Source organism: Mesorhizobium sp. CNPSo 4661 (genome assembly GCF_057784215.1).
This window is the reverse complement of sequence record NZ_JBWGIO010000037.1, coordinates 1-17,234: the sequence shown is the minus strand read 5'-3', so window position 1 is coordinate 17,234 and position 17,234 is coordinate 1. Positions and strand designations below refer to the sequence as shown.

14 protein-coding genes are annotated in these 17,234 nt (G+C 58.2%); 11 read left to right on the top strand and 3 right to left on the bottom strand.

Annotation, left to right across the window (positions count from 1 at the left end):
- Positions 1–190 precede the first annotated feature (190 nt).
- The 9 genes from nifB to AC0YKC_RS31965 all read left to right on the top strand — a co-directional run bounded on the left by nifB (position 191) and on the right by AC0YKC_RS31965 (position 9,098).
- Positions 191–1,672, top strand: coding sequence for a nitrogenase cofactor biosynthesis protein NifB (gene nifB, locus AC0YKC_RS32005; protein WP_488513950.1), 1,482 nt, complete (start codon positions 191–193; stop codon positions 1,670–1,672).
- 33 nt (positions 1,673–1,705) lie between these two features.
- Positions 1,706–1,900: a 4Fe-4S dicluster domain-containing protein gene (locus AC0YKC_RS32000; protein WP_488481347.1), complete on the top strand. Its 195-nt coding sequence runs from the start codon at positions 1,706–1,708 to the stop codon at positions 1,898–1,900.
- A 92-nt stretch (positions 1,901–1,992) separates the two neighbouring features.
- Positions 1,993–2,319, top strand: a complete 327-nt coding sequence (locus AC0YKC_RS31995; RefSeq protein WP_488513949.1) for a nitrogen fixation protein NifZ — start codon at positions 1,993–1,995, stop codon at positions 2,317–2,319.
- Entirely contained in the window at positions 2,316–2,528 is a 213-nt protein-coding gene (nifT, locus tag AC0YKC_RS31990; protein WP_488513948.1) for a putative nitrogen fixation protein NifT, read from the top strand. The genes AC0YKC_RS31995 and nifT overlap by 4 nt, the downstream gene beginning before the upstream one ends.
- A gap of 42 nt (positions 2,529–2,570) precedes the next feature.
- Entirely contained in the window at positions 2,571–3,455 is an 885-nt protein-coding gene (locus tag AC0YKC_RS31985; protein ID WP_488513947.1) for an SIR2 family NAD-dependent protein deacylase, read from the top strand.
- Between the two features lie 202 nt (positions 3,456–3,657).
- Positions 3,658–5,418, top strand: coding sequence for an ABC transporter ATP-binding protein (locus tag AC0YKC_RS31980; protein ID WP_488513963.1), 1,761 nt, complete (start codon positions 3,658–3,660; stop codon positions 5,416–5,418).
- A complete protein-coding gene (locus AC0YKC_RS31975; protein WP_488513946.1) occupies positions 5,418–7,382 on the top strand; it encodes an ABC transporter ATP-binding protein in 1,965 nt (654 codons plus the stop codon). The genes AC0YKC_RS31980 and AC0YKC_RS31975 overlap by 1 nt, the downstream gene beginning before the upstream one ends.
- Before the next feature lie 452 nt (positions 7,383–7,834).
- Positions 7,835–8,482, top strand: a complete 648-nt coding sequence (locus AC0YKC_RS31970) for a transposase (protein WP_488513945.1) — start codon at positions 7,835–7,837, stop codon at positions 8,480–8,482.
- Positions 8,483–8,795: 313 nt separating this feature from the next.
- Positions 8,796–9,098 carry a DUF982 domain-containing protein gene (locus AC0YKC_RS31965; protein ID WP_488513944.1) on the top strand — a complete coding sequence of 101 codons (303 nt, stop codon included), beginning with the start codon at positions 8,796–8,798 and terminating at the stop codon, positions 9,096–9,098.
- Positions 9,099–9,275: 177 nt separating this feature from the next.
- On the opposite strand, the gene AC0YKC_RS31960 is transcribed toward AC0YKC_RS31965, so the two are convergent.
- The 3 genes from AC0YKC_RS31960 to AC0YKC_RS31950 form a co-directional block, all read right to left on the bottom strand.
- Positions 9,276–10,304, bottom strand: a complete 1,029-nt coding sequence (locus AC0YKC_RS31960) for an LLM class flavin-dependent oxidoreductase (RefSeq protein WP_488513943.1) — start codon at positions 10,302–10,304, stop codon at positions 9,276–9,278.
- A 136-nt stretch (positions 10,305–10,440) separates the two neighbouring features.
- Positions 10,441–11,535 carry a histidinol-phosphate transaminase gene (gene hisC / locus AC0YKC_RS31955; RefSeq protein ID WP_488513942.1) on the bottom strand — a complete coding sequence of 365 codons (1,095 nt, stop codon included), beginning with the start codon at positions 11,533–11,535 and terminating at the stop codon, positions 10,441–10,443.
- 539 nt (positions 11,536–12,074) lie between these two features.
- Positions 12,075–13,505 carry a dicarboxylate/amino acid:cation symporter gene (locus AC0YKC_RS31950; RefSeq protein ID WP_488513941.1) on the bottom strand — a complete coding sequence of 477 codons (1,431 nt, stop codon included), beginning with the start codon at positions 13,503–13,505 and terminating at the stop codon, positions 12,075–12,077.
- Positions 13,506–13,631: 126 nt separating this feature from the next.
- On the opposite strand from AC0YKC_RS31950, the gene AC0YKC_RS31945 reads away from it, so the two are divergent.
- Positions 13,632–15,608: an ATP-binding protein gene (locus tag AC0YKC_RS31945; protein WP_488513940.1), complete on the top strand. Its 1,977-nt coding sequence runs from the start codon at positions 13,632–13,634 to the stop codon at positions 15,606–15,608.
- Positions 15,605–16,966, top strand: a complete 1,362-nt coding sequence (locus tag AC0YKC_RS31940) for a sigma-54-dependent transcriptional regulator (protein WP_488513939.1) — start codon at positions 15,605–15,607, stop codon at positions 16,964–16,966. The genes AC0YKC_RS31945 and AC0YKC_RS31940 overlap by 4 nt, the downstream gene beginning before the upstream one ends.
- The last annotated feature ends 268 nt before the right edge of the window (positions 16,967–17,234 follow it).

The window sequence follows — 17,234 nt, the reverse complement described above, 5'->3', positions numbered from 1 at the left end:
GCTGTGTGAGGATGATGCCTTTGAGACAGCGCTCGCCGGTTCAAGTCGCAAGCCCGACAAAACTTGTGGCGTAGCGCACAGACGAAATCGCACATGAAACCCGACATGTTGAACTGAAACAGCCTTTTTTCGAGCTGGCACAACATTTGCGAACTGAGCTGCGACGTCCACCCACGAACGGAGCCGTTCAATGCCCATACCGGCGATTTCGCTTGAGAGTTTGGTCCGTACCAAATCCTCCGACCAGTTGTTGGCGACCGCGAAATCCGCCGGCTGCGCATCTTCCCGCTGCGGCTCGTCGGCAAAACCGACCGATATGGACGCCGCCGTCTGGCAGAAGATCAATGACCATCCATGCTATTCCGAAGAGGCGCACCATTATTTCGCGCGCATGCATGTGGCAGTCGCGCCAGCCTGCAACGTCCAGTGCAACTACTGCAATCGCAAATATGACTGCGCCAATGAAAGCCGGCCCGGAGTGGTATCGGAAAAGCTCGCCCCAGACCAGGCGCTACGCAAGGTGATCGCCGTCGCCAACGAAGTGCCCCAACTTTCCGTACTCGGCATCGCCGGACCGGGCGACGCCTGTTACGACTGGCAGAAGACGAAGGCGACACTAGAACTCGTCGCCAGGGAAATCCGCGACATCAAGCTATGCATCTCCACCAACGGACTAGCGCTGCCGGATCGTGTTGCCGAGCTTGCTGACATGAATGTCGATCACGTGACAATCACCATCAACATGGTCGACCCCGCAATCGGCGCAAAGATCTATCCCTGGATCTTTTACAATCATCGCCGCCACGCCGGCATCGATGCTGCCAGGATCCTGCACGAGCGGCAGATGTTGGGCCTGGAGATGCTGACCGCGCGCGGCATCCTCACCAAGATCAATTCGGTGATGATCCCCGGCGTCAACGACGAACACCTGGTCGAGGTCAATAAATGGGTCAAGGAGCGCGGAGCGTTCCTGCACAATGTCGTGCCGCTGATTTCCGACCCGGTGCACGGTACGCATTTCGGCCTGACCGGGCAGCGCGGCCCAACGGCCTTGGAACTGAAGACCCTTCAGGATCGCCTCGAAGGTGGCGCCAAGTTGATGCGACATTGCCGGCAGTGCCGGGCCGACGCTGTCGGCCTGCTTGGCGAGGATCGTGGCCAGGAGTTCACGATGGACCAGATTTCGGACGACATCGCCTACGACGCCAGCAAACGCACGTCCTATCGGGAGGTGGTTGCGCGCGAGCGCGGCGATCACGTTGCGGCCAAGGGCCAGGCGGACGCGACCATCAAGGCAGCAGGTTCCGGCAAATCGCTCCTCATCGCTGTGGCGACCAAGGGCGGCGGCCGGATCAACGAGCATTTCGGTCATTCGAAGGAATTCCAGGTTTATGAGGCCTCTCAGAGGGGGATCAGCTTCATCGGGCATCGCAAGGTCGAGCAGTATTGCCTCGGCGGCCGAGCCGCGGACAGCGCCCTCGACGGCGTCATAGCTGCGCTCAAGGGCGTCGACATAGTGCTGTGTGCCAAGATCGGAGATTGTCCCAAGGATCAGCTCGCAGGAGCTGGAATCCGGGCAATGGACGTTTATGGTTACGACTACATCGAAACCGCCATCGGCTCGCTTTACGTCGCCGAGTTTGGGAGCGAACCAATGGCGGCGACGGCCTGATCGTCTCGTCCTAACCGAATCAGGAGTTGATAAATGGCCTTCAAGATCGTTGCCTCCCAATGCACGCAATGCGGTGCTTGCGAGTTCGAATGCCCCTCGAGCGCAATCAAGTTCAAGGGCGAGAACTACGTGATCGATCCGGAGCAGTGCACGGAATGCAAAGAGGCCTTCGATACGCAGCAATGCGCCTCCGTATGTCCGGTGCCGAAGACCTGCGTTCCCGCCTGAGCTGCAGTCTGGTTAGCGGGAGGATCGGCTTGTTTCCGGAGGATGGCCTCCATTGTTGACAAACTGGAGACGTGGGAAAGGAAGGAAGGGGGATGGGCCTCGGACGCGAACAGGAGGTCGAGATCCGCAAGCCTCCACGATTTGTGCCGGGGGAGCGGGTCCGCGCCACACGACACGTAAAGAATGACGGTACCTATCCCGGTAGCGAGATAGGCGCAAACCTCGTGCGGAAGGGCGATGAAGGCTATGTCCGCGACATCGGCACTTTTCTCCAACAGTTCTACATCTATGCGGTCGAATGGCTCGATCGCGGCACCGTCGTTGGCATGCGCGCCCACGAACTGGTCAGCCTCGACAAATCCGGGGATCTTGCAGTGCCGAAATCACCTGTGGTCACTAACAATGGAACAGCCCAATGAAGCTAATGATCCGCAGGACCGATGCCGGCCTATCGGCGTATGTGCCCAAGAAGGATCTCGAAGAGCCGATCATCAGCGTCGAGAATGAAGAGCTATGGGGAGGGTCCATAACACTCAGGAACGGCTGGCGGCTCGTCCTGCCCGACCTTCCACGAGATACACCTTTGCCGATCACCGTCGAGGCTAGGAAGATTTCCGACGAGGAGTGACGCCACAGGTCGGCAATCTGACAGCGTCAACGGGAAACGAGCATGGAAACCATCCTGACCTTGCGCCATCTCATGATCAATCGGGACAGTCATGCCGCGAAGCAGCTTAAACTGCTGAAGAAAGCACTCTGCGCCGATGAGATCATTCCATATCTCGGTCCGGACCTGCTTCGGCTTAGGCACGGGGAACCACCGGTACCGCGCACGCCGCAAGCCGTTGCCTCGGCATTCAACGCGCGGGCGCCAGCCCCTGCGAAGATTCGTACCAATATGTGGTCGGTCGCTCAATTCATCGAACAGCGTCGGCATCGGCGGACGCTCCAGGCCTGGATGGCTGAGATATTCGCGGGGCCGGTGGCGCCGACCGTCTTTCACGCCTGGCTCGCGACCCTTCCGCTCTCCCTGATCGTCGATAGCTGGTACGACGGCGCCATGCGCGCTGCCCTCGTAGCGACGGGGCGAACTGATGTCGTCGAGGTTCAAGGCGTCCCGCGCGCGGACGCAACTGGCGACATTTGGACGAAAACCTACAATTTGTCTGGAATGGAACTCCAACCAGACTCGACGGCAGCGACGGTCCTCTATGCGCCGCACGGCAGCATCAAGCCGGTGGCAAACTTCCTCATCGCGGATTCGGACTACGTCGAAGCCCTAACCGAAATCGATATCCAGACGCCTATCCCTCAAGCCGTGAAGGAACGGCGCACCAAGCGCGGTTTCTTGTTCTTCGGCTGTCGGTTCGACGATCAGATGCTGCGCACTTACGCCCGACAGGTCATCAAGCGCTCAAGCGGCCCACATTTTGCGGTTATCGATTCGGCAACGTTGACCAAGAACGAGCGCCGCTTCCTTGCAGCAAACGCAATCACGGTCATAGACATGCCGGCATGCGAAGCCGCGGCTCAACTGGTTGGGACAGGCATCTAGCAGATGGTGGCCAGCTTTGCACATGAGGGGCGTTTGACGGGGAGTCGTGCGGCTCAAGGCCCTCCAAAAGGTACAAAACCACTGGACTGCCCCCTCCAACAGTAAGGCCAATCGCAACGTGACGAAGCCCGGAAATTCGGTGGCGATTGGAGAAGTGGCCGGTTCAGTCCGGGGCTGGAGCACGATCGCCCGCATTACCCGGATGAATTTGCGGCACCCGTGGCAGGTCACCGGAGCGATCGGCTCGACGCTCGTTGCGGCATCGCTCCAATTGCTCATCCCCGTGCTTCTCGGTGAGGCTATCGACCAGACCCAGACAGCCGTCGCCGGCGGAGTCAGCGGAGCGGCAGCGCAGGAGGCGCTGCAGAACTCGGCCCTTCTGCTGCTTGCCGTTAGCGTGTTGCGCGGCCTCTTCACGCTGGCTGAGAACTATCTTGCCGAATCGGTCGGACATCACGTCGCGTATGCACTGCGGGTCGCTGTTTATGAGAAGATCCAGCGGCTCAGCTTTTCTTTTTATGACCAGACGCATTCAGCCGATCTGATCACAGTCGGCATGCTCGACCTGGAAGGCGTGCGGATGTACTTCGCTGCCTCTCTGGTTCGCGCGGTCCTGCTCGTCATCCTGATCGGGGTTGGTGCCCACATATTGATTTCCACCAACGTGGTTCTTGGTCTTCTCGCGCTGAGCTTCGTGCCCTTTGTCGGGTGGCGCTCATCAATCACCCAGCTCAAGCTGCGCGCCACCTGGCTTGATGTGCAGGAGCGGCTTTCCGTCCTCGGCCGTGTGATGGAAGAAAATCTCGTCGGCATCCGGGTTGTCCGCGCGTTTGCAGCGCAGGCCTACGAGATGCTGAAGTTCGACAGCGCCTCGAAGAATGCGCTTGGTCTCATATACGAACGGGTCGAGATTTACGTGCGTAACATTTCCGCGATGAATTTCTCGTTCTTTCTCGCCATGGGACTGGTCCTGTGGGTCGGCGGCAACAAAGTCACCGCAGGCGAAATCAGCGTGGGCAAACTTGCCACGTTCCTCTCATTTATGACGATCCTCCAGATGCCGGTTCGCCAGATAGGCGTGATAGTAGATGGCTTCGCCCGTGCCTCGACATGCGGTTCGCGCCTATTCGGGTTACTCGACCTGGATATTGCGATCAAAGACGCAGCAGACGCCAAACCGCTCGAAATCAGCGAGGGCACCTTGCGCTTCGACGATGTTTCATTCGCCTATCCGCACGCCGAGAACCGCCCAATCCTGAAGAATATCAGTTTTGAAGCCCGCAAGGGCGAGACGGTTGCAATTGTCGGCCCGCCCGGCTCCGGAAAATCGACGATGGCTCATCTGATCCCTCGCTTTTATGATGTCACCGGCGGTGTCATCACGCTTGACGGCCAGGATATCCGCGAGGTCACCCTGGCCACGCTCCGCAGAGCCGTCGCGGTCGTGCAGCAGGATGCATTCGTTTTCACCACGACGCTCGAAAACAATATCGCCTATGGCGATCCCTGGGCCAATGCGCAGCGGATCGAGGGCGCGAGCGAGTCAGCTCAGCTTCACGACTATATTCTGGGGCTGCCGGCCGGCTACAAGACGGTGGTGCGTGAGCGCGGCATATCCTTGTCGGGTGGACAGCGTCAGCGCTTGGCGATCGCCCGCACGATGATGCTGCGCCCCTCGGTCATTGTCTTCGACGACTCGACTGCCGCGATCGATGCAGCCACAGAACAGCGCATTCGCTCCGCCATGCGACTGTTTGCCAAGGATCGCGTGACCATCATCATCGGCCACCGGCTCAGTTCGCTCAGGCATGCCGACGCAATCCTGTTGATCGAGAACGGCGAGATCCTCGAGCGTGGCACTCACGAAGAGCTTCTGGCGAAGGGCGGACGCTACAAGGCTCTTTATGACCTCCAAGTGCGCGCATTTGAGGACATGCTGCCCGACCAGGAGGGGGCGAGCTGATGCTCCAAGCCGGCGAAGTCGAGACGGAACGCAACGATGCCCGCGGCGACCACCGGCATCCGCCGCATGCCGTCGTCGGTTCGCACCGCTTCGAAGAAGAGATGTTCGGGCCGGCGTTTGACAAGAATATTGTTCGGCGCATTTGGGCGTTCGTCCGGCCCTATCGCGCCAACTTGATCATCTCGGTTGCCGCTATGTTGATCCTCACCGGCTCACAGCTTCTCGTCCCCCTGATCATCCGCTTTGCGATCGACCATGGCATGCAGCCAGAAAGTGGCGATCGCTCAGCCCTGCTTGCGGCCGGCTGCGCTTTCCTTTTTACGATCTCGGTCAATTTTGCTGCTAGCTACACGCAAGAGATCGTGATCTACAAAATGGCGGAGAAGGTTCTGTCCGATATTCGCCGCGCCACGTTCGGCCATCTGCAAGACGTAGCGCTTTCCTTCATGGACAAGACAGAGGTGGGACGGCTGATGTCGCGCCTGCAGGGCGACGTCAATTCCATGCGGGAATTCCTCGAAACCTCGGTGTTTTCGCTGGGCGACATCGTCCTTCTCTTTGGCATCGTCTTCATCATGCTGTGGCTCGATGTTCGCTTAGGGCTCCTTACGTTCTCGGTATTGCCTGTTCTCTTCATCGTGCGCATCTTCTGGCTGCCGCGCGCTCGCGACGCCTTCATGGCCGCCAATGAGGCGAATTCGATTTCCAATGGCGCGCTGGCTGAAGCCATTCATGGCGTACGGGCAGTGCAGTCGATGGACCGGCAGCAGGTCAATTTACTGCTTTATGATGACAAAGCCCGCGCCCATCTCAAGACACATCTGACCGCCGCCAAGTACGCCCAGATCATGGTGCCGATCGTCGATGGCCTGACGGGCGTTGCCCTGGCTGTCGTCATCGTTGTCGGCGGTTCCATGGTCATGAACGACCGAATTGATGTGGGTGTGATAGTCGCTTTCCTTTTCTACATTCAGCGCTTCTTCGATCCGATCCGCTCGCTCACCTTGCAATATTCGATCATGCAACGGGCGATGGCGTCGGGAAAGCGGCTGACCGACATTCTTGACGTCAAGATTGAGGTCCAGGACAAACCGAATGCCAGGGTGCTTTCACCCGAGATGGACGGCTCGATCGAGTTCAGGAACGTTACTTTCGGCTATGATCCCAAGCATCCGGTATTGAACAACGTGTCGTTCCGAGCCGATCCCGGCGAAACCGTCGCCTTGGTCGGGCCGACGGGTTCCGGCAAATCGAGTGCAATGGCACTCGTCCACCGCTTCTATGATGTCCAAAAGGGCCAGGTGCTGGTCGGCGGCTATGATGTGCGAGATGTCACCCAGAAATCTCTTGGCCGTCAGATCGCCATGGTGTTACAGGAGCCGTTCCTTTTTACCGGCACGGTCTTTGAGAATATCCGCTACCACAAGGCTGAAGCCACGCGGGAAGAGGTTATCGAGGCCGCCATGGCAGTCGGCGCGCACAGCTTTATTGTGCGCCTTCCTGGTGGATACGACGCCGCTCTAGGTGAACGCGGCGGCAATCTCTCCCTGGGCCAGCGCCAGCTTATCAGCTTTGCACGTGCGCTTGTCGCAAACGCCAAGATCCTGGTACTCGACGAAGCGACCGCCAACATCGACAGCTACACCGAAATGCTGATCCAGAAGGCACTCGTCAGGCTTCTTGAAGGCCGCACTGGCCTCGTCATCGCGCACCGTCTTGCCACGGTCCGAGGCGCCGACCGTATTGTCGTTCTGCAGAACGGCAAGGTCGCCGAAAGCGGAAAGCACGACGAGTTGATCGAAATGGGCGGTCTCTATTCTAAACTTTACAAGCTCAACCACGCCTCGTTCGACGACGCTCCCGATGAGCAACTCGATACCTCCGAACCAGCGGGTTACGGATCTGAGGCGCCGAGCTCCGAGGAGGCAGCGCAATGGTGCAGGCACTTTGCCGAGCGGCGATAGCCGGCGCGTCTCCCGCTTGCGGAAGCAAAACGAGCCCTGCGCAATGCCGAGATCACCACCCATGGCGAGCATTTGAATGTCACGAATAAAGCTCGCGTGACGCCGAAATCGTTGCACGCCTGGAAGCCCTGCACTGCGGCGACTGCCCGCCCAAAATTCATCACAAGATTGAACGGCAAACCGTGGGCTTACATGACGGGAGCTTCGGACGCTCAGGCGCTTCCGAGCCGAATGCACCCACTTCCGTGGCGTTGCAGCCATTCTCCTCGCGCGCGCTCTGCGCTCAGCCCGCCTGAGCGCGCTGCCGTGACCGATGTCACTTGCTCGTCGAGGACCTTTTACGATAAAGCTCCGCGAACCAGGGAAGCGCCAGGAATTCGAACGGCGACTTCATTCTTCTACTCGTTTCTTATCAGGCAGGAACTATGAGGCGGCAAACGCGACCATTCACCGTGGAAGTCAAACAGAAGCGCCGTTATCAAAAAACCGCCAGTTCCATCTGGGGCGATTTCGACATCGCCGCGGCGATGGGCGAAACAACAGAGGAACTCCGGAAGATTCAACTGCCAAATCGTCAGCTTGTTGACTCTACTGTCGATGCTGAACCTATGCAAAAACCACAAATGGAGAATTTCATGGCAAGTCGCCTGGAAACCGAAACAGTAATTCCTAGCGAAACGGCGGCCGAGGAGGAGACGTCAAAACCGAGCGCGAGAACCCCGCGGTCGAGGAAGCCAAAGGCTGAGCCGGGCGCGCCTGGCCGGAAGAATGGCGCCAAGCCGATATCCGCGACCGCTGAAGCACTGCCATCGGCGCGGATAGGCCGCAAGGTCCACTCTGCAAAGGAGCGCGGCCAGAAGTTCGCTCAAATCGAGACCTTGATCGGCGGCGGCGCCACTCTCAAGAGCGCGGTGAAGCAGGCCGGCATCTCGGAACAGACATATTACATTTGGAAGAAAGCAGCGACGCCTGCAGCGGACAATGACGAGCTGAAGGGTCTCCTCGCGCTCGAGGAAGAAAACAAGCGGCTGAAGAGCCTGCTTGCGGATCGTCTGCGCAAGGAAAATGCGGAACTGAAGAAAAGGCTTGGGCTGGATTGATCCAGCCCAATAAGTGCGCCTTCCTGTACATCGGCACGCTGCCAGGCTACTCCGTTCCTTCGCTGCTGTGCTGTGAACGACTGGTTTAGGCTACTGGGTTCACCGTCCGTCGGCGGCGGTTGGAACGATGGGCATTGTCACCGAGGTGGCCAATTTTGCGGCAGTAGTGATGATCGGTCGGGTTCCTCCCGAGGATGAATAGCCGCTTTTCCTCTTGAAGCGTCATAAGGCTGACAACACATTCAGCAATGGTCGGCCGTGTCAATGAGGCCGCCTTGCGAGTCGGCTGTTCAGCAGGTCGGGAGTAGACGAAATGAAGGCGCAGGCCTTCGGCAGCCCTATTTTCGTGAAGCGTGCCGCTTATGTCGTGCAAGAGATTGCAAATCTCGAGGACGCCATCGATTTTCTCGATGAGTGGCCCGAGGATCGCAGAGACCTGATCCACGAGACTGCCCTTAAAGCATGTTGTGACGCCTACGATGGGCACAAGCCCTTAAGCACCGCCCGCGCTGCCTTCTACGGCTTTGCGAAGCGGGCCGCCATATTGGAAGATCCAACCTCGGCAATGCAGTGGATTGCTGCCTGCAACACGGGCAATGGCAAATCGTCGGTGTAAACAACGACGGTTGAGCGAGGAGGGGCTGGGGAACGTCGTCGTCTGGAACACGCCCGACCTATGCAGGCGTAGCGTTCAGTCCCACCTTGACCACGTGCTGCCGGGCTATGGTCTGCCAGCGGGCTGGTCGCTGGCGTAAGGCGACTCCTTGGAGCCGCCCTACGCCACCGATCATGGTCAGGCAAATCGGGCCATGATTTCGGAATGAATCGTCACTGCAGTGTATAGGGACGCTTCCAGAGGTAAATCTCCAAACGCGAGCTGGCAAAGAAGATAGTTGGCGCCAGCCATTTCCAATTGACCAAGAAGAGCGTCCCGAACAAAAGCTGCCGTTCCCGCTACGCACAGCTCACTTTCAATCGCCGCTTCGAAGGTCAGCGGTAGGTTTGGCGGAGTCGAGATGCCATTGAGGTCGTAGAGGAACTTGAAGCTCTTGAGCCATGTTTCATAAGCAGGTGCCGCGACCGAATAGGCATGCGCATCAGAACTACCAATCACGACCATGCGCAGCAATCCAAGAAACGGCACCGGACTACCTTTGTCCGTAGTCTCCTTCCGGCTGGCGCGGAAGGCATCGGTTACTTTGCGGACGGACGAGCTATGTCCTACGCAGGCGAGATTTGCGCCGTTCTCAGCGGCCCAACTTGCCGATTCGGGTCGATTGGTGGCGACCCATGTCGGCGGATGCGGGCGCTGATGGGGGCTAAGCGTCAGGGGAACCTTATTGAGCTCAAAGTGACGGCCTCGATACGATAACTTCTTCCCTCCTTTCATGGCCGCGATTAGGATTTCGCTGGCTTCCGAATAACGGCCCGGCACTGTGTCCGTGCCAATCCCAAAATAATTCAATTCGGCCGGTTGAGAGCCTCGGCCTAGACCGAGCTCCAACCTTCCACCACTCAACTGGTCGAGCATACAGATCTCTTCGAACGCACGAAGCGGATGGTACAGGGTGAGGAGCATAACCAGCGGGCCAATACGCAGCTGGCGGGTGCGCTGTGCGACGCTCGATAAGAAGAGATTTGGCGACGAACCTCTCCCGTGCGGGGTGCAGTGGTGCTCTGCGAGATGATAACCATAAAAACCGAGGTGATCGCACGCCTCGGCCAGCTTCAGGCGATCGGCATATTGTGGGCCGATGTCGCGACCGTCGTCATCCAAGTGATCGAATATTCCGAAGGTCGGCTTCGAAAGGTCGTTTTTCACTCTATTGTCTCCAGGATTTTGACGCGGAAAATCGTCACTTCAGACCTAAGTCGAAGCGTCGGTTAACTAGGTACTTATAGATATAAGGTTTTCCGCGATGTAATTTCGAATTTAGATACGCGTCCGTCGGCCTATTCTACTTCCACGGACTTATCAGTATACTCGTGACCTCATTCAGAAATAAGTCCATCTGCTGCGAAGTTCCTATGCTTACTCTTATGCAATCTTTCAGAAATTCATCGGGAGGAACGGTGACAAGTACTTTGCGCCGCTCTAACGATTGCTGCCACCATCTACCGTCTCGTCCTGTCGGCACGCGGGCTAGCAAGAAATTTGCATGTGAAGGGGTTACGGAAAAACCCAGTTGCGAGAGCGCGAAGGACACGCGCTCCCGCTCCTGCTTGATGTGCCGGTGGTTCTCTTCATAGGCGGCGCGATGCGCGAGGATGCTGATGCCAACCGCATGGCCGATCACGTTCATGTTGAAAGCATTTTGGATGTTCCGCAACCTTCCAATGATTTCGGGATGACCAAATCCAAAACCGATACGAATACCGGCGGCGGCAAAGCTTTTGGAAAATGTCCGTAGGAGCAGAATATTGGGACAACTATCGATAAGGCGCAGGCCATTGTCAGGCGCGAAGTCGACATAGGCCTCATCGAGAACGATCAGATGATCCGATTGCAACGCGAGGCGTTCGATCTCGGCCACCGGCACAAATGTTCCAGTCGGATTGTTCGGATTGGCTAGAAGAATGAACTTGGCGCCTTTTGCTGGACCAGAGAGCAATTCCTCTACTGGCAGGGTATTAGATTGACCGCACTCGATTTCAATAAATTGAGCGCCCTGCAACATGGCGAGTTTGCGGTTGAACCAAAAGCCGGGCGATAGCATCGCCACGCTGTCACCAGGGGCAAGGAAGGCCCTGTAGATGAGTCCCAAAAGTTCGGAGGATCCGTTTCCGACAATCACCTGATCCTTGGTGAGGCCATAGGTGTCGGCCGCGGCCTCCCTCAAACTGATGTTGTCGAGTTCTGGATACAGATACTGCTGCTCAAGGGCGGCAATTCCACTTTGCATTACGGCTTCCGGCAACGGGAATGGATTCTCATTCGAATTTAGCCTGACGTAGCTATCGTCCAGCGAAGGGCGATTGGACGGCAAAGGTTCTAGTCCCCTTGCCACCTGCGAAAACGACGAAAGCACGCTTTCTAGTTTTGGTTCCGACATATCCTCTCCTTTTTTTTGAGGGCGCAATTACACCCTCCACTTGCTCAGGTTTATCCCCGCCGATTTCGCTGCACCTAACGTGCCGGTGCCAGTATTATTTCGTCCGAAGACATTTTGAAATTGGCTTTACCTTTCTTTCTCATGCCGACTATTGTTATTCTTACTTTCGGCCAGGTTTATCGGCCGGCGTTGCGTGTTTTAGGCGGCGTACGGAATACCGTCTCTTCCCGAGGCAATGCTTCGGTCACGCGTGCCTCGTCTTTATTGGACCGATGTATTGGAGGGTTGCGAACCGGTTGATCTGCGCGAGACTGCTTTTCGCTCACGGCTAACGAGGCAGCCACGATATCGCTACGGATCGCGTCAACAGCCGACCAGGACCTCCCGATCCTTGTGGTGGATTTATCGGGGTCAACTCGTTTGAATCCCTCTGGTCGAGACCGCACCGGTGAGCAGCGCTCCAAGCGAAAACCCGGCGCGTATTGATGCTCGTTGTTGGCTCAAGCGCGATGGTGCTGCTTTCAGCGCCTTTGGGTTGCTCAATCCCCGAGTCCTCGCTTGGTGTCTGCGGGTCGACCTCGCTGTGCTTGCGACCGACCAGGCGGATGGACGAGTCGCAACGATGCGGCGTCACTCAGTGGCCGTGAGACGGGCGGTTGATCGGCCAAGGTCTCGGAAAGATGATGCCCTGCAAAGGCGGCTTCCAACCGCGCCTGATCCAATTCGCCTTCCCAACGGGCGACCACGAGCGTTGCCACGGCGTTGCCGATGACGTTCGTAAGGGCCCGGCACTCGGACATGAACCGGTCGATACCGAGGATCAATGCCATGCCAGCCACCGGAACGGACGGCACCACAGAAAGAGTGGCGGCCAGCGTGACGAAGCCGGCGCCGGTGACCCCCGCCGCTCCCTTAGAGGAAAGCATCGCAACGAGCAGCAACAGGATCTGATCGCTGATCGAGAGATTGGTATTCGTCGCCTGGGCGATAAAGAGGGCCGCAAGCGTCATATAGATGTTGGTGCCGTCCAGGTTGAAGGAATATCCGGTCGGAATGACGAGCCCTACGACTGAACGGTTGGCACCAGCCTTCTCCATCTTGTCCATGAGAGTGGGCAGCGCGGCCTCCGAGGAGGACGTTCCAAGCACCAAGAGCAGCTCCTCCTTGATGTATCGGATGAGAGAAACGATCGAGAAGCCGTTGTAACGGCCGACAGCCCCCAGAACTAAAAACACGAAGAGAAAGGCCGTGACGTAGAACGTTCCGACCAGCATCGCGAGATTGACGACGGAGGCGATGCCGTACTTCCCGATTGTGAAGGCCATGGCGCCGAACGCGCCGATCGGGGCCGCTTTCATCAGGATGCCAACCAGCGCGAAGACCGGCACGGTGAGCGCCTGGAGGAAGGAACTGATCGGCTTTCCAATCTCTCCAACCATCGCAAGGGCAATGCCAAACAGCACCGAGAAGAAAAGGACCTGCAGGATGTCGCCGTCCGCGAATGCGGCCACAATCGTGGTCGGAATGATATTCATCAGAAAGCCCGTCACGGACTGCTCATGGGCCTTCGCGGCATAGGGATTGATGGCCTGAACGTCGAGCGAGGCCGGATCGATGTTGAGGCCGGCGCCCGGTTGGACGACATTGGACACGATGAGGCCGACGATCAGTGCCAGCGTTGAGAAGGTGAGAAAATAGACCATCGCCCTGCCGGCTACGCGGCCGACCTTTTGAAGGTCGTGCATGCCGGCGATGCCGGTCGCGACGGTCAAAAAGATCACCGGTGCGATGATCATCTTGACGAGCTTGATGAAGGCATCACCAAGCGGCTTCATGTTTTCGCCGGCTTCGGGGTAGAAATGGCCAAGCGCGACACCCATGGCGATGGCGGCAATCACCTGTACGTACAGCCGTGCATAGAAGGGCTTGCGAGGCGCGACGTTCACGCTGGCGTTCTGTGGGTTCAACATCAATCTCTCCCAGACCCGGAAGTTGGCATTGCCTCTCCTCCCCGGGCTTTCTTGATCGCTGCGCTCCGGTCGAACGCTGCTGCGGTTTTTTCCGCAAGAGCCATGCCAAACCGAGAGGCCGAGCGGATGGCGTGGTTTCGCTTCTTTTCGGGGAGGTTGCGCCATGCAAGTGTGTGGATTTCCGGACTTTCTGGTTTCATCTGGCGAAATCCGGCACTAGTCTGGAGCACTTCGGTAGAAGACGACTGCAGCAGCGAGGGTGGCTTGCAAAAGGCCCCGTTCAACTTCCTTGGCAGATTGAGCGCCGGCCGAATTCTCTGGCTTGCGGCTTTGTTTGCACTTGTTGGTCTGGGCTTCGGGTTTTTTGTTTTTGCAGCCGGCCGGATTGCCGGCACCAAAGCTGAGGCGGACCTACGCGACCGCGCTCTTGCGGCGCGCCCACTTGCAGCCGACACTTTGAAAGGAGACGTCGAGAAACAACGACTGATTCCGCGGATCCTGGCTCGTGACGGTGCGGTTCAGGAGATGCTTCGCAGTCCGAGCACCGGTGGGGAAGCTGCGCTGGATGACAAGCTGCGCGCCGTCGCGCGCGACGCCGCCTCTTCAGTCATTTACGTCATCAACAGTGAGGGAACGACGGTTGCTGCGAGCAACGCCGGCGAGCCCACCAGTTTTGTCGGCCGGGACTTGCGTTTCCGTCACTATTTCGTTGAAGCGATGGCGAGCGGCATGGCCACGCAATACGCACTTGGTACCGTCAGCAAGCGCCCCGGCCTCTTCTTGTCGAGCCGAATCGATGGACCGGAGGGACCACTCGGCGTCGTCGTGGTGAAGGTCGAGCTGGACCGGGTGGAGTCGAGCTGGCGTGAGAGCGGTTTCGTGGTCTTCACGAGCGATGAGCACGGCGTCGTCCTTTCAACCGGCGTGCCTCAATGGCGTTTTAGCGCTCTCTCCCCGCTGTCCAAAAAAGAGGCGGAAATCGCCCGCGATCATCTGCAACTGCCTGGCGCGATGTTCGAGCCCGTCCCGCTTTCGCACCGCAACGGAACGCTGGTTACCGCAAGCACCGCGGACAAGGCGGCCGGCTTTGTCGCGGTTTCTCAGGATCTCGGCAAAGTGGTCCCTGGTTGGCGGCTGTCACTGCTCATCCCTGCCGATGCAGAGATTTCCGCGGCGATGATGACAGCCCGCACGACAACACTGCTTGCCCTCGTGCTCGTGGCATTTGCTGTTTCCGTCATGGTTCGACGGCGGCAGGCGATCCGGCAACGGCAGCACGCGCTTGCGAGCATGAACGCGGAACTGGAACATCGCGTCAACTTGCGTACCGCAGAGCTCCGCCGTTCGAACGAAACGCTCGCAGCTCAGATAGCCGAGCGGGAGAATGCCGAGGCAAGAGTGCGCCGGTTACGTGATGAACTCTCTCAGGCGAACCGCCTCTCAATTCTTGGACAGATCGCAGCCGGAGTTGCCCACGAGATTAACCAGCCGGTGACAGCAATTCGCACCTATGCCGAAAATGCTACACGTCTTCTCCAAGGCGAGAGGCCGCAAGAAACCGCGGGGAATTTGAAATCGATCATTGCTATAACGGGACGCATCGGGGCGATCACCGAAACGCTGCGGTCGTTCTCCCGCCGCGCAACAGGTTCTGTGGGGCCAGTATCGGCGGAAGAAGCGATCGACGGGGCGCTTTCGCTCCTTTCGGGCCGAATCCGCGAATCTAGCGTGACGATCGAACGGAAGCGGACAAATCTGTCTCCGATGGTAATGGCAAGTTGCGTTCGGCTGGAGCAAATCCTGGTCAATCTCCTGCAGAATTCGCTCGATGCCCTGAAGGGCCTGCCGGAACCGCGGATCGAGATAGCGCTTGCCCAGAACAGAGAAACGGTCACCATATCGGTTCGAGACAATGGTACCGGCCTTGCCCCTGAAATTCGCAAGAGCCTCTTCATGCCATTTACCACAAGCAAGGAAAAGGGGCTCGGTCTTGGCCTGGTTATTTCAGCTGAGATCGCCCGGGAGTTCGGCGGCTCGCTGCGACTCGATGCCAGCCACAAAAAGGGGACTTCCTTCACCATCGAACTGAGGCGTGCCGAATGAGTGTGGAAAAAGGGACCGTAATCTTCGTTGACGACGACGAGGATCTGCTGCCTGCTGCAGGGCAGATGCTGGAACTTGCCGGCTTTAGCCCTATCGTCCTCAACTCCGCCGAGGCCGCACTCGCCAAAATCGACGAGAACTTCAATGGTACCGTCGTCAGCGACATCCGCATGCCTAGAATGAACGGCCTTCAGCTCTTTGAGCGGGTAAAGGCAATCGATCCGAACATCCCTGTCGTCCTTATCACCGGGCACGGCGACGTCGAACTCGCCGTTGCCGCCATCAAGGACGGCGCTTACGATTTCATAGCTAAGCCATATGAGACTGACCGGCTTTTGGTGACGCTGAATCGCGCTTCCGAAAACCGGCACCTGGTCTTGGAAAACAGGCGCCTTAGGGATGCGGTCCTCCGATCCGCGGGTGATATGCCCCTCTTAGGCAACGCACCGAGTATGACATGGCTGCGCGAAACGCTCCGCCAGATCGCCGATACGGATGTGGACGTCCTTGTCGAGGGTGAAACCGGCGCGGGTAAGGAGGTGGTCGCGGACCTGCTTCACCGCTGGAGCAGACGAAGCACGAAGCCGTTCGTGGCCTTGAACTGCGGGGCGCTGCCCGAAAGTGTTATCGAAAGCGAACTTTTCGGCCATGAAGCAGGCGCGTTTACCGGCGCGCATAGGCGCAGGATCGGTCGCCTCGAATATGCGAATGGCGGCACCCTATTCCTCGACGAAATCGAGTCCATGCCGCCTGCACTCCAGATTAAACTCCTAAGGGTACTCGAGACCCGGCAGGTCACGCCACTCGGCACCAACGAAACCCGCAGCATCAATGTTCGTGTCGTGGCTGCGACGAAGGTCGATCTGGGCGACCCGAACGCTCGCGGTGATTTCAGGGAAGATCTATATTTCCGCCTAAACGTCGTCACGGTGCATATCCCGCCGCTTCGCGAGCGGCGCGAGGACATCCCGATCCTCTTTGCGCATTTCTTGGAACGCGCTTGCAAACGCTTCGGCAAGCCAGTGTGGGAGATAACCGCGGCCGTGCGTAATCATCTCATGGGCCATGACTGGCCCGGCAATGTTCGCGAACTTGCGCATTTCGCCGATCGGGTTGCGTTGGGACTTGAAGGCGCGTCGAATTCGCTTCCTGGAAAAAGAGAAGCCGACTTAAGTCTCTCTCTTTCCGAAAAGGTTAGCCTTTACGAGGCGACCGTGATCCGCAACGCATTGCGGGAATGCGATGGCGACGTGAGGAGAACGACCGAGTTTCTGCAGGTGCCCCGCAAAACCTTCTACGACAAGTTGAAACGTTATGGAATAATCCCGGGCGTGTATCGAAGCAGCAGCGATTCTTGAGCTCGCTCGACGCGGAAAGGCTGCTATGGGTTTCTTGGGACCGGGAAAATGAAAGCTGCTTGCGCCCAAGAGAATACAGTTTACCTGTGCGGGTACGTCAGTGGCGCACCCTGCGGTATGATCGTGTCCCGCGGCGTAGTGTAGTTGGCGGCATTGGTCGCCGTGCTCTCCGGCATGGGCCGGGCTGATCAGCGCGCCACGGCTGGCAGGCTGATCATGGGATCATCGCTCATCTGGCTGATTGTTTCCAGGGTCATGTATCTGGCCC

What these genes read in the sequence shown, in the direction of transcription:
- AC0YKC_RS31995 (WP_488513949.1), top strand. Translation starts at nt 1,993, where the DNA reads ATGGGCCTCGGACGCGAACAGGAGGTCGAGATCCGCAAGCCTCCACGA.
- AC0YKC_RS31950 (WP_488513941.1), bottom strand. Translation starts at nt 13,505, where the DNA reads ATGTTGAACCCACAGAACGCCAGCGTGAACGTCGCGCCTCGCAAGCCC.
- AC0YKC_RS31945 (WP_488513940.1), top strand. Translation starts at nt 13,632, where the DNA reads ATGGCGTGGTTTCGCTTCTTTTCGGGGAGGTTGCGCCATGCAAGTGTG.
- nifT (WP_488513948.1), top strand. Translation starts at nt 2,316, where the DNA reads ATGAAGCTAATGATCCGCAGGACCGATGCCGGCCTATCGGCGTATGTG.
- AC0YKC_RS32000 (WP_488481347.1), top strand. Translation starts at nt 1,706, where the DNA reads ATGGCCTTCAAGATCGTTGCCTCCCAATGCACGCAATGCGGTGCTTGC.
- AC0YKC_RS31975 (WP_488513946.1), top strand. Translation starts at nt 5,418, where the DNA reads ATGCTCCAAGCCGGCGAAGTCGAGACGGAACGCAACGATGCCCGCGGC.
- AC0YKC_RS31965 (WP_488513944.1), top strand. Translation starts at nt 8,796, where the DNA reads ATGAAGGCGCAGGCCTTCGGCAGCCCTATTTTCGTGAAGCGTGCCGCT.
- AC0YKC_RS31940 (WP_488513939.1), top strand. Translation starts at nt 15,605, where the DNA reads ATGAGTGTGGAAAAAGGGACCGTAATCTTCGTTGACGACGACGAGGAT.
- AC0YKC_RS31980 (WP_488513963.1), top strand. Translation starts at nt 3,658, where the DNA reads ATGAATTTGCGGCACCCGTGGCAGGTCACCGGAGCGATCGGCTCGACG.
- nifB (WP_488513950.1), top strand. Translation starts at nt 191, where the DNA reads ATGCCCATACCGGCGATTTCGCTTGAGAGTTTGGTCCGTACCAAATCC.
- AC0YKC_RS31985 (WP_488513947.1), top strand. Translation starts at nt 2,571, where the DNA reads ATGGAAACCATCCTGACCTTGCGCCATCTCATGATCAATCGGGACAGT.
- hisC (WP_488513942.1), bottom strand. Translation starts at nt 11,535, where the DNA reads ATGTCGGAACCAAAACTAGAAAGCGTGCTTTCGTCGTTTTCGCAGGTG.